Origin of the sequence: Methylobacterium sp. E-016, assembly GCF_022829745.1 — a bacterium.
GTDB lineage: Bacteria > Pseudomonadota > Alphaproteobacteria > Rhizobiales > Beijerinckiaceae > Methylobacterium.
Map to the genome: position 1 here is coordinate 1 of NZ_JAKSYF010000093.1, position 12403 is coordinate 12403.

The 12403-nt window shown below is 65.5% G+C and carries 9 protein-coding genes; 3 read left to right on the forward strand and 6 right to left on the reverse strand.

The window, feature by feature from the left end:
* Together MKK68_RS12050 and MKK68_RS12055 are read right to left on the reverse strand one after the other, a co-directional pair.
* Positions 1–4231, reverse strand: a 4231-nt coding sequence (locus MKK68_RS12050; protein WP_244030477.1) for an autotransporter-associated beta strand repeat-containing protein, incomplete at its 3' end; no start/stop codon positions are given.
* Between the two features lie 478 nt (positions 4232–4709).
* Positions 4710–5681: a helix-turn-helix domain-containing protein gene (locus MKK68_RS12055; protein ID WP_244030500.1), complete on the reverse strand. Its 972-nt coding sequence runs from the start codon at positions 5679–5681 to the stop codon at positions 4710–4712.
* An 88-nt stretch (positions 5682–5769) separates the two neighbouring features.
* Here MKK68_RS12055 and MKK68_RS12060 point away from each other — a divergent pair, with 88 nt between their 5' ends.
* Together MKK68_RS12060 and MKK68_RS12065 are read left to right on the forward strand one after the other, a co-directional pair.
* Entirely contained in the window at positions 5770–6198 is a 429-nt protein-coding gene (locus tag MKK68_RS12060; protein WP_244030478.1) for a hypothetical protein, read from the forward strand.
* Entirely contained in the window at positions 6195–7064 is an 870-nt protein-coding gene (locus MKK68_RS12065; RefSeq protein WP_244030479.1) for a Crp/Fnr family transcriptional regulator, read from the forward strand. Before MKK68_RS12060 ends, MKK68_RS12065 begins: the two co-directional genes overlap by 4 nt.
* Here the strand turns inward: MKK68_RS12065 and MKK68_RS12070 are convergent.
* The 3 genes from MKK68_RS12070 to MKK68_RS12080 form a co-directional block, all read right to left on the reverse strand.
* The gene (locus MKK68_RS12070; RefSeq protein ID WP_244030480.1) at positions 7055–9295 is read right to left on the reverse strand and encodes a PAS domain S-box protein; all 2241 of its coding nucleotides are present in this window, start codon (positions 9293–9295) and stop codon (positions 7055–7057) included. The two genes, MKK68_RS12065 and MKK68_RS12070, sit on opposite strands and share 10 nt — an antisense overlap.
* A gap of 213 nt (positions 9296–9508) precedes the next feature.
* Positions 9509–9745: an FmdB family zinc ribbon protein gene (locus MKK68_RS29925; RefSeq protein WP_409567228.1), complete on the reverse strand. Its 237-nt coding sequence runs from the start codon at positions 9743–9745 to the stop codon at positions 9509–9511.
* Between the two features lie 76 nt (positions 9746–9821).
* Positions 9822–10976 (reverse strand): glutathione-independent formaldehyde dehydrogenase, encoded by a 1155-nt coding sequence (locus tag MKK68_RS12080; RefSeq protein WP_244030482.1) that lies wholly within the window; start codon positions 10974–10976, stop codon positions 9822–9824.
* 450 nt (positions 10977–11426) lie between these two features.
* Between MKK68_RS12080 and MKK68_RS12085 the strand changes: the two genes are divergently transcribed.
* Positions 11427–11600 carry a hypothetical protein gene (locus tag MKK68_RS12085; RefSeq protein WP_244030483.1) on the forward strand — a complete coding sequence of 58 codons (174 nt, stop codon included), beginning with the start codon at positions 11427–11429 and terminating at the stop codon, positions 11598–11600.
* A gap of 564 nt (positions 11601–12164) precedes the next feature.
* On the opposite strand, the gene MKK68_RS29475 is transcribed toward MKK68_RS12085, so the two are convergent.
* Positions 12165–12290, reverse strand: coding sequence for a hypothetical protein (locus tag MKK68_RS29475; protein ID WP_279605320.1), 126 nt, complete (start codon positions 12288–12290; stop codon positions 12165–12167).
* Between the last annotated feature and the right edge of the window lie 113 nt (positions 12291–12403).

Sequence of the window (12403 nt, forward strand, 5' to 3'; positions counted from 1 at the left end):
CGGGCAGGTCGGCGGCGTAGGCGGCCGGCAGGCGTCCGTAATCGGCGCCCTCCGCGAAGCCGGGGGGGGCGCCCCAGCGCATCCGGTCCAGGATCGCCTCGCGGACGAAGAACGCGGTCTCGAACTCGGCCGAGATCGCGCCGGCATGCAGCTCGCCCGAGAGGCCGTCGAAGGCCTGACGCGCTTGCGCGGCCGAGAGCACGGCGACGGCGTCGTAGGCGCGCGCGCCGACGCCCAAGGCTTCAGTGGCGGTGGCTACGGTGCGCTGGTTTCGGGTCTGCGCCGCCGCCCCGAACTGGAGATCGTTGCGCGCGAGCGTCAGGTAGGCGGCGTTGGCGTCGTAGGAGAGGAGGGGTTTCAGGAAGGCGAAGTTCGCCGCCGCACCCGCAAACTGCCCGGTCACGCCGCTGGCCGCCGAAAGCAGCGTGTAGCGGCTGCGCGGCGCGTACTGTCCTGGGCTCGCCGTCACCTGCACCGTCCCGCCCTGCAAGGTCGCGGTGCCGGTGGCGACGAGGCCGTCCGCCCGGCCATCCGCCGTCGCGTCGATCTGGAGGACCGATCCGCGCGCGAAGGCGACGTTACCCGCCACCGTGAGCGTGCCGAGGCTGCCGATGCCGGCCGTGGCGCCGGGAGCGACGGTCGCGCCCGGACGCGCAGCGAGACCGCCGATCAGGCCGACGCCGCCGAGCGTCGCCCCGCCGGCGACCGTGACCGGCGAGTTCCCCATCCCGCCATTCGCCACCAGCGTGCCGGCAGCGACCGTCGTGGCTCCCGAGTAGGCGCCTCCCCCGGTGAGCGTCAGGGTTCCGCTCCCCTCCTTCGTCAGGAAGGACTGGCCCGTCCCATCGGCGATCGTGCCTGCGTAAGTGCCTGAAACGTTGGTGCCACCGGTCACGAGGCCACCGTTGCGCAGCACCGCGTTCGTGTCCGTACCCGCGAACGACCCGACCGTCAGCGTCGTGCCGCCGAGGTCGAGCAGACCGGTGTTGGTCAGGGCCGTGATGCCCGTGGTGGGAGCGGTGAGGAGAACCGTTCCCGTGTTCGCGAGCGCGCCGGAGAGCGTGCCGCCGATCCGGGCGATGCCGGCATTGTCGAGGCCGCCGACGAGCACGCCCGATGTGGCGAGGAACCCGGCGTTCTGCACGGGCCGCGAAACCGTCGTGAGGGTCCCGGTATTGACGAGGGTGCCACCGGCCAGATTGGTCACGTCCGCGGTGTAGCTCCCGGCGTTGTCGACCCGTCCCGTGTTGAGGAGCGCATCGACGACCGTCGCGCCGGCGTCCACCGCAAACACCCCTTCGTTGCGGATGCCGGCGAAGGCCGTCAGGCGTCCGCCTGATTCGACTCTCACGCTGCCGGCGTTCGTGAGCAGCCCGCCGAGGTCGTAGTTGCCCGAACCGGCGACCGTCACGGTCGCCCCCACCGCGTTCGACATGGGGCCATCACTGGAAACGGCCCCGATGATCGCGAGCGTTCCGCTCCGGTTGGCGACGCCGCCGTCGATGCGCCCGGCGCTCGCGGTCACCGCCCCGGTGTTGGCGAGGCCGCCGGAGAGAATGCCCGATGTCGTCAGGCGCCCGCTGTTGTCGACCGCTCCCGCGATCGTGCCGCTGTTGCCGCTCGTGCCCGCGTTGGTCACTCCCTGGAGGAGCGAGCCGGCATTGACGAAGGTTCCGGCCGCGGCCGTCGTCACCGCCGAGGCGAGGCGAGCCCCTTCGGCCAGCAGAAGGCTGCCCGCCGTGACGACGGTCGGTCCGGTGTACGTGCTGCTTCCCGTCAGCGTCAGGGTGCCGTCGCCGACCTTGGTGAGGCCGAACGCGCCACCCGTGCTCGTGATCGTGTTGGCGATGGCGACGCCGACGCCGCGATCGACGTTGACGAAGCTCTGGCCGGGCGTCGACGTCGGAACCCCGGTGAGGTTGAGCGTGCCCGAACCCGTGAGGGTGTACCCGCCGACAGTGAACTGCAGCCCTTGCAGGTCCTGCGCGCCGACGACCATCACCGTGCCCGCGGCCCCGGCGAAGACGCCGACACCCGCGCGCCATGTGTCCTTGATCTGGCTGTTGGGGCTGTCGCTCAGGTTCGTGCTCGTCGAGCTCCAGGTTCTCACTCCGTCGAAGATCTGGACCACTTGGCCGGCATCGGCGAGCAGGATGTTCACTTGGCCGGGGATGGTGGTGTAGACCGACGCGGTCTTCGCCGTCGGCAGGGCGATCGTGTCGAAGCCGCCGGCGAGCGTTCCGCCGTAATCGTATAGCCGGTAGGCGTCCGTCACCGGCGCGGCGCCGCCGTCGAGGGCGCTGACGAGGTTCAGCGCGCCACCCAGGGTCAGGTTTCCGCCGACCCTGACGAGGTCGTTGCCGGTGCCGCCGCCGACGCCGGGATCGCTCAACTTGAACGCGGATGCGGCGCCGAGGCCGAGCGTATAGTCGCCGGCCACGGTCAGGGTGCCGACGGAGGGGCCGGTCGCCGCACCGGCGGAGACCGTCCCGCCGGCGGCGACGGTGACCGACCCCGCGATCGTGCCGGAGCCGCGCAGCGTGGCGCCGTTGCCGACAGCGACCGTGGCGGCGTTGGCGGCGGTATCGCCGAACGTGCCGATGACGGAAAGCGTGCCGGCCTCGACGCTGGCGCGGCCGGTGAACTGTCCGGCTACGGCGCCGTTCGTGCCGGCCAGCGTCAGCGTTCCGGTGCCGCTCTTCGTCAGTTGCGAGGCGCCCGATACCACGCCGCTCACGAGGCCGGTCGCGGTCGCGCCGATGCGCAGCTCGGCGGGCCCGGCCAGGTCGAGAGTCCCGTCGATGCGCAGGGCTCGTCCGGCCTCGATGCCGGCGCCGCCGAGGCGCACCGTGGTTCCCGCCGCGGTCGTCAGGTCGCCGGCGACCGCCAGGATATGCCCGGAAATCGTCAGGATGCCGCCGTCCACACGGCTCGACCCCGTCAGCGCGTTCACTCCGGTGAGGTTGAGGCCGCCTTCCACGAGATCGAAGCCCGCGAAACCGTTGCTTCCCGCGAGCGTGAGGATCCCGGTGCCGGCCTTGGTCAGGGTGCCCGCTCCACCGATGTCGTTGCGCCATGTGTCGGCGGCGAAGAAGTCCGCGCCGGGCGTCAGGCGGTTCGTGGCGAGCGCCACATCCATGCGAACCGTCAGGTCCCGATCGAAGGCGCCGTAGCCGTCGGCGGCCGCGAACAGGTTGATGCGGCTCCAGGGGTCGTCGAGCACCCGGCCGGACGGATCCGCAGTCGTGCGGATGATGTCGCGGAGCTGGTCGTCGCCGAGGTAGGGAAAGCACGTCCGGATCAGGTATCTCGCGTTCTCCGGAACGGTCATCGGCCTGTCCGTCGGGCCGATGGTGGGAAAGCCGTAGTTCTTGGTGAAGTTGTAGAGCGCCTTGTTGGTATCGTGATCCGAGAAGCTGTCCGTGCGGGCGTTTGCGCAGTCGAGGATTGTCTTCGCACCGCAGAAGGCGGCCTGGCCCTGTCGCGCCGTCGGGAGCGCGACGCCGGTCAGGAAGCTGTTCGCGACCGGCACCTGCGATGCCAGCAGATCGGCCACCGCCTTGTAGGCCATCGCGCGGGACGCCATGACGTCGAGCGGGTAATGCTGCCCCGCCACGATGCGGCTCTCGGCATATTCCTGCCCGCGGGTGAGGAAGGCGTGGTACCGCTCGGGGAAGAGGTAGGCCGCCAGCAAGGAGGCGCCGGTGCCCTTCGCGGTATGCCCGCTGGGATAGGAGCTGCTCGTCGAACAGACGAACAGGGGGGCGATTCCCACCTGCGGCGAGCAGGGGCGCGGGCTGTTCGAGATCGACTTGCCGTATTCGTGGAGCAGGCCCGGTGAGCCGCTGCCTTGATTCATGAAGGGGTTGTTGTTCTCGCCGGAGAACGGGCCGAACACGCCGACGCTGAGGCCGCCGCGGGCGCGGTCCATCATGGTGTTCATGTTGAGGTTGGTGTTGTCCGAGATCGCGAGCTGCTTCCGCGCATTCGAGGCCGAAGCCATGATGCTGCGGACGATCTGGGTGTTCATGGCCGGTGCGGCAGGATTCGTGCTCGGAGCCGCAATCTCGGGATGGTCCCGTCGTAACGCGTCGTATTGCTCCACGAGCGACTTGGTGTAGTCGCGCCCGGTCTGAGACTGGGCGTTGGACTGAGACGGCACCAGGATGCCCGCCCATGCCGCAGAGGCGAGCAACGCCCCGAGGCAGCGCGCATCGGATCGGCAGCGCATGATATCGATTCCCGTGCCAGCGTGCTCGGCCGAGAAGCCAGAAAGGCCCGCTTCGCTCCGACAGCTAAGCTCGGCCATAAGATCGCTTCATGACGAAGGCATTACGGGGAGATACAGCAATCGCCGATATATTTCCGCCGAATCTGAGCACATTCCAATCTCTATTATAGAATTCGAGAAATACGGAAATATATCCCATATCACGCAAATTTGCCGCAGCCACGCGCTGCCCGGGCAGTGTTTTTATTTGCTGTGCAAATATAGACCGGTAAAATTCGATATTTATAAAAATAAGTCTGATTAAAATTTGTCAATATATGGTTTTTCGCGGTCAGAAATGTATCGGTTGCTGTCCGGGAAGACGAGTACGGTGGCAAAGGGTTGGATCATCCTCCACAGGGCTCGAAGCGATGACCTAGGAAGGCTCGATTTTTTTTAAGTGAGCCGATAGACCGCCAGCTTATATTTTCTCATGAATTTAGAGAGGATCATTTTTCACGAGTTCGCTGTGCCGATATTCGCCTGGGCTCAGGCCATAACAGTTCTTGAACCGCCGGGAGAAATGAGACTGGCTGGCAAAGCCGCATCCATAGGCCAAGGCGCCGAGTGACATGTGCAGATGTCCGGGATCGGCCAATCGGCTGGCGGCTGCGGCCAGACGGCGCTGCCAGATCCAATCGGAGATGTGCTGACCGCGCTCGTGAAACAGCTCCTGCAGCCGGCGTAGCGATAGACCGACTGCAGCCGCAAGCTGCGGCGGATCGAGTGTCGGGTCGCTGAAATGGGCCTCGATATAGGCCTTCGCCCGCTGGATCATCACGACCCCATGGAGCGGTCGAGGAATTTCCTTCGCCATCCGTTCGGCGATGCTCGCCACGATGAGGTCGACACCGACTGCCGACATTCGGGAGGCGGCGTCCGGCGTGAGCTGCGCGCCTACGCGGACCAGCTCCTTGAAGAATGTCAACGTGAGCGACGTCGAGGGTAAGTCTGCTCCGACGGTCAGCGCAGTGTAGTTTCGCGCCGAGCCGATGGTATTTTCCAACCGCTCGCGCGGGATCGCGACGGCCAGAACTTCGCTGTAACCCGTGTGCTGAATCGTCCAAGGCGTATTCGTATCCCGAATTGCGAACTCGCCGGCCCCATCCGTGCTCGATCGATCGTGCTGGATCGCCTTGACCGTTCCACGCAGAACCATGCTCACGAACAGAAGATCGGTTCTGTGGTTTTCGTGCCTGATAGTCCTCGGCGTCGTTGCGGCCTGAAGATTCCTCAAAGAGAATTTGGTAAAATCCAAATCTCCTACACTGACGCCGTCGATGGTGGCGTCGAACAGGTCTTCGTCGAGATAACTCTGATCCATCGGGACAATGCGGTCTTCGCATATGTCCCGCCACTGCTGGAATCGCGTTCTCGATCCAACTCCGTCCGTGGTGAATAGATTTTGCATGGCGTGCGCCAAAATAAACGCGATCGCAAATATTCGCAAACCGCAACCTCAAGTTAAAATTTGGAAATCGAACCGTCGCGCGGCACGCATGCTCATCGACATGATGCATCCTGCGCCGGAACCGGCCGCCAAGATCGATGACCGGCATGATCTCATCGCGAACATCATCGCCGAGCGGTACTTGCGCGACACGGCCGGGGGATGCGTGGGCTATCGCAATGTCTCGGCGGCGAGAATTGGAGCGGCCTCGCGCGCCGGGCCCACCGCATTCAGCCAGAGCGACCGGCTGTCGATCATCGAGGACCTGCCGGAGAAGATGGTGAGCCTCGACGGCCCGCGGCGCGGCGCCGGCGAGGTGTGGTCCCTGCGAACGAAGAATTTGCGTCTGCTGGGCTACGAGACGAAGGTCACGTCGCGCGTCGTCGCGCTCATCGACAGGCCATCCCCCCGTTCGCCCCCGGAGGATGCGCCGGGAGCTCAGGTTGAACGCGCTTTCATTCCGAAGGAAGCCCGATGAATATCCTCGCCCAAATCACCTCGTTCGATCCCGTCGTAACTACGGCGGCTCGTGTGCCGCGGCATTCGCGCGAGGAGGAACATGACGGCGGCCCCTGCACCTTCGCCAGCAGGCTCGCGGGTCTCATCCCCCTCACGCTGCAGGATCTGGCGGCGATCGACGGGCTGATCGGTTATGCCCGGCCGGTGGAACGGCACACGATGCTGCTCGATCAGGGATGCGTCGCTGACCACGCGCTCGTCATCCTCGACGGGTTCGCATGCCGTCACAAGCGCCGCATGTCCGGCCGCCGCCAAATCGTCTCCTTTCTCCTCCCCGGCGATCACTGCGATCGCGGTGCCGTCCACGCCTATCCGCTCGACCACGCCATCGAGACCCTCACCCAATGCCGTGTCGCCAAGATCCCGCGCGCGACGTATCTCGACCTGCTCGGGCAGCATCCCCGGCTGGCACTCGCGCTGCAGCGCGCGAAGCTTGTCGAGGAGGCGATGGCGCGCGAGTGGATCGCCAGTCTCGGCATGCGCTCGAGCATCGAGCGCATGGCGCATCTCCTGTGCGAGTTGATGGAGCGGCTCGGATCGATCGGGCAGGCATCGGACGGCCACTACGACCTGCCGCTGACACAGGTCGATCTCGCGGACGCTCTCGGTCTGTCGAGCGTGCACGTCAACCGTTCGATCCAGTATTTACGCCGGGATGGACTGATCGCGCTGAACAGGCGTCATCTGCAGATCCTTGCACCCCGACGGCTGTATGAGCTCGCGGAGTTCGAAGCCGCGTACCTTTCGCATTCGCCGCTCGGCACCGGCCTGCCCACCGGTGGCCCGGTCGCTCCATACGAGCCGGGCCATCGAGCTTATTCGTGAGGCTTGTCGGCGGGCTGCACGCCGGCGGCCGATGCGATGAGAACCGCTTCCGGCAAGGTGCGCGCGCCCAACGCCTCCATGACCCGGGCGCGATAGATCTCCACCGTCCGCGGGCTCAAGCCCATGGAGCGGGCGATGGTTTTGTTGGTGCCGCCCGCAAGCAAGCCCTCGAGCACGGCATGCTCTCGTCGCGACAGCGCTGCGATGCGGGCCCGCGCTTCGTCGCGCGCATCCGTGCGTTCCTCCGTGACGCGGATTCCGGCCAGTGCCGTCCTGACCGCGAACGAGAGCGCCTCCGGCACCCAGGGCACTTCGAGGAAATCGACGGCACCCGCCTTCATGACGCGCACCCCCAGGCCGATGTCTCCACCACTCCGGCCGATCGCCACGATGGGCAGGTGCGAACGCGAGGATCTGAGCGCGTTCGCTACGGCCAGATCGTCGACATCCGTCAGGTCGATCACGACGCAGCCCGGCAGGAGAGCGCCCGCTACGCTGAGGAAGGCTTCGCCGTTCGCAAAGGCCCGGACCTCGTATCCATCGGCTTGCAAAGTGCCGACAAGGTCGTGTCGCGTGTGGTCCTTGGGTGCAATCACGTAGACGCGCGAACCGACGTCGGCCGTGATGTCCTGGGCGATGCCGCCTGCAAACCGTATGTGCCCGTCGATGTTCGGTATGGGGAAGAAGGTATCACGGATGCGCCGGACGGCGTGGTCCGAGGCGCGCACGATGCGGTACTTCAGGACCGTCATCTCCCCACCGCTGGCACGCTCCAATCCCCGTGCTGCTCCGTCGCGATCCTCGGGATGAACGCTGGCGAGCCAGCTCGCGACATCCTTCATGCTCTCGATGGGCATGCCCCAGACTTGCGAGAAAGCCGGGCTGAGGTAGTCTAGCTGCCCGCTTTCGAGATCGGCGAGCCAGAGCACGTTCGTCGAGTGCTCGGCGAAGCGCCGGAACCGTTCCTCGCTGATCCGCAGATCGGTCTCTGCGCGCTTCTCGCGATCGACGTCCTGCACCACGACGATGGCGCCGTTGATCGCGTCATCGACATCGTTGAACGGCGCTGCGCTGACACGCGTCCAGCACTCCCGACCATCCGGGGCCGTGTAGATGAAATCGAGTCCGGGAACGACGGTCTCACCGCGCAGGGCTCGGCTCCCCGGATATTCCGCCGGCGTCATCCGTCGTCCATCCGGTGCGTAGGCCCGCCAACGCTCGCTCGATTTGGGATCCGCGGAGGGTATCCATTCGAGCGCGTAGCGCCCGAGTGCGCGGTTCGCCAACATGATGCTGCCGTCCTGCTTCACGAGGCCGACCCCGATCGGCAGTTGCGCCAGCGTCGCCGAAAGCCGGTGCTCGCTTTCCAGGAGTGCCGCCTCGGCACGCATCTGATCCGTGATGTCGACGACCGTACCAATGAACGACACCGGCCGACCGTGCTCGAACCCGGTCCGGCCATGCGTCGAGACCCAGCGCTCGACGCCGTCGCGGATGCCGATGACGCGATACTTGATGTGGTAGACACCGTCGCCGGTCGGGTCCGTGCAGCGCGCCACCGCCGCCTCGACGTTCAGGCGATCGTCCGGGTGGATGGCGGAGAGCCAGATCTCCTCATCGACAGGCGCATCCGGCGGCAGTCCCCACACCGCCTTGAGGCGCGCATCCCAATCGAGCGCTCCGGTTCGTGGATCCCAAGAGTAGGGCGAGAGCTCGACGAGGTCGATGGCGGACTGAAGCCGTGTTTCGCTGGCACGCAGGCGCGCTTCGGTCAGCTTCCGGGCGGAGATATCCAGGCCGGTCACCGCCGCACCGATGAAGATCCCGCGCTCGTCGTAGAGCGCGAAGGCACGGCATTGAATCGTCGTTCCGACGTCGTCGCTGAAAGGGCGAGACCGAACCTCCCCCTCCCAATCTCCGTCCCGCGCCAGCATCGGCAGCGCCACGTCTCGGATCACGGCTTGGTCGAGCGGATGGAACAGGTCGGGAATCGCGACGTTCGAAACGTCGCTGTCGGGTCGAAGGCCGACCATCTCGCGAGCGGCTTCGTTGAGAAAGGTCAGCTTCAGGTCCGTGTCGGCGATGCCGATGAACATGCGCGACTGCCGGACGAGCGCGGCGAACAAAGTATCGAGCCGCGGTGCCCCCCCCGGACGGTCCAGGTATCCATCAGCACCCGTCGGGTGCGCAGTCGGCTCGTCGGTTACTCTATCTAGCTTCTGCTGGGCCACCCTCGCGTCAGCCTTTTCGAGGCCGGCGGGCCAAAGGGCGAGGGACTTTCCGCAATCCCCGAAAGCCACGCCGGGCAGCTCTCCATCTGCGCGGTTTCTAGGATATATTCATCCTCCAGTAAAGAAAAAACACTACTCAATCTTGAGTGCAAATTCCTTGCGCGCAACTTAAATGCACTCTCGAGTGATCGAATGCTAAGAATTTAACTTATGTTATTTAGGATAGAATGTCTCGATATTTGTCTCTGTCCTCGCGTAATCTTTGATCGCCTTCTTGCCTTTGCGCCGATCCCGTTCATCCCGTCCACCGGCGCAACAGCCGTAGCTGAGGAATGCCCGTGTCGTCCCGGTGCCGCATTCCGGGCACGGGCATGCGTCCAGGAACTGCGCCATGGGCCGCATCGCGGTGAACGGCCCGCACATCTCGCACGCGTATTCGTAGATCGGCATGGCGTCCTCACGCTCGAGCCCGTCCGGCGAGACGGCGGATAAGCCGGGCGAGCCGCTGCCCGCCCGGCCCGGCGGATCACGCGGCCGGCTTGAGGACCACCTTGGTCCAGCCGTCGTCGCGAGCGTCGAAGTGCTGATAGGCGTTCGGTGCCTCACCCAGCGGCAGCTCATGCGAGATGATGAAGGACGGCTTCGCGCGACCGGTCGAGATGAGGTCGCGCAGTTGCCGGTTATAGGCTTTCACGTTGCATTGGCCGGTCCCGATCGTCTGTCCTTTGAACCAGAACAGGCCATGGTCGAAAACGATCTCGCCCTGCTTGTAGAGCGGATCCTGAGGGGCCGGATCCTGGGGCACAAAGACACCGACCACGCCGATGCCGCCGGTGAACTTCACCGACCTCACGAGGTCGTTCATCGTCATGTTGGCGTGCTCGTGGCCCTCCGGGTCGTGCGCTTGATAGCCGACGCACTCGCAGCCCCGGTCGGCGCCGATGCCGTTCGTCAACTGAAGGACCTGGTCGACCGCGGAGCCCTTGGAATCGTCGATGGGCAGAGCGCCGATCGAGCCTGCGAGGCGCAGGCGGTCGGGATGGCGATCGACGACCATGACCATGCAGGCGCCCTTGATCATCGCCGCGTGGGCCGCCATGAGGCCGACCGGCCCGGCCCCGTAGATGACGATCGACTCGCCCGGACGGAGTCCGGCGAGCTCGGTGGCATGCCAGCCGGTCGGGAAGATGTCGGCCAGCATCACGTAATCGTTCTGCCGCTCCTCGGCGTCCGGCGGCAGCTTCAGGCAATTGTAGTCGCCGTAGGGAACGCGCAGGAGGTCGGCTTGCCCGCCGCGATAGGGGCCCATGTCGGCGAAGCCGTACGCAGCGCCGGCCATGTTCGGTACGACGCTTCGATCCGCCGTGGTCAGGCAAAACGCGCTCAAGCCGCGTTCGCAGTTCTTGCAGAAGCCGCAGCCGATGTTGAACGGGATGGCGACCCAGTCCCCGACCTTCACCCGATCGACGGCGCCCCCCACCTCCGCCACCTGACCGAGGTTCTCGTGCCCGAACACGCCGCCGCGTGGAAAGTCGGTCCGGCCCTCATACATGTGCAGATCGGAGCCGCAGATGTTGGTGCTCGTGATCCGCACCAGCACGTCGGTCGGCCGCTCGACCTGCGCATCAGGCACGTTCTGCACGGCAACATCGCGCGGGCCATTATAAACGACTGCTCGCATCGCGATCTCCTGACCTGAATCTTTCGGCACGGGAGGAACAGTAGCTGCTGCCGGCCACCGGACTATCCGGTTGATGCCTACGGTGTTCTCCCTAGCGCGGCATGAGCCTCGATCTCGGAGGCGCACCGTTGAACACAGTCGCGGCCGCTCCCGACGACGCGTGCGTCCCCGGCACAATCACCCGGTCGGCGCTGCCGCTGGCCACCGCTGGAGTCGGGTAGCAAAGGCGGTAGCAGTCAGCCTCGGTCTGTCTTCGGATGATTGACGATCCGAGAGGCCGCGGCATCTGATCGCCGGGCTGAACGAAAGACCTCTCCCCGGCTTACCTCTGCGTCGGTCCGAGGATCGACCGTCCACGCCCCCATGCTCAGGTTCTCCCCCGTTTCTGGGCGGGCGTGGACGACAGGATCAGTGATCGCGACATGCGATCGGCCTCCGAGGAGGTGCGCGATGACCTCGAAGACAGTCGCGATCGTCTGCGGTGCCGGCTGCGCCTTGATCGGTCCGGCGGTGGCCAGAGCCTTCACCGACGATCCGACGGATCAGCTCACGCTGTCCCTGATCATCGCAGGATCCGTGGTGGTAACGGTCCTGGTGTGCGGGCTTCGATCCTGGGACAATTGATCCGCCGCCTCGGCCTTGTGGCCAAGCAGCAATCTCGCGAAAGCAACTCCCCGATCAGCCCGACGGTCCGTCTCGGGCTCGATCGTCGGCGCGCGCCTTTGTACCAACCCCCCTGCTTTTTCATCGGCGAGCGCGGACGTCATTGTCTTGCGGCGCCTTGAAGTGCTGGGTCTGTAGTTCCTGCCGAGCGCACGGACTCGGGAAGAGATTTTACCGAGTGCAGGATCACTGTTGCTAGGCCTGCCGAGATGAAGGAATGCTCCGTTGCTTCATCGACAGATCCTCCCGAAGCCTGAGTTGCGCCGACAGCTTCGACCTTGTGGCCGATCAAGGTCTGATGCGCCTCCAAGCGCCGCGGTTCGCGAGGATCTGATGCTCGGCAGCACGCGGCGCCATTGGTCAACGTGGCTCGATCGCTGTCAGCATTCATCGTTTTATTTGAGCATGGGTAGACCGCATCATCGTGCTGCCAAGCTTCGATGGGATGACCCGGCGTCTCGACGTGTGGAACGGCCAGAAGGCGTGACCCCGTCGTACCCTGCGCAGCGGGTCTCCTCAGCCTCATCAGCGCGCCCAGCGGGACCGCATCTCGTCGATCACCTGCTGCGGGACCGCGGCGCCCTGAATGACGAAGGGGTTCTTCAGCGGCGTGAGCCTGCCGGCGAGATGGTCCGCCCAATCGGCCCTCACAGCCGGCGCCGTTTCTCAAGCTAGGGCTTACGATCGTAGGCGCGCTCGGTCGCGTCGTCGACCAGAGGACCCAAGCTCTCCTCGGCCGACTCCACCTGTGGAACGTAGCTGAG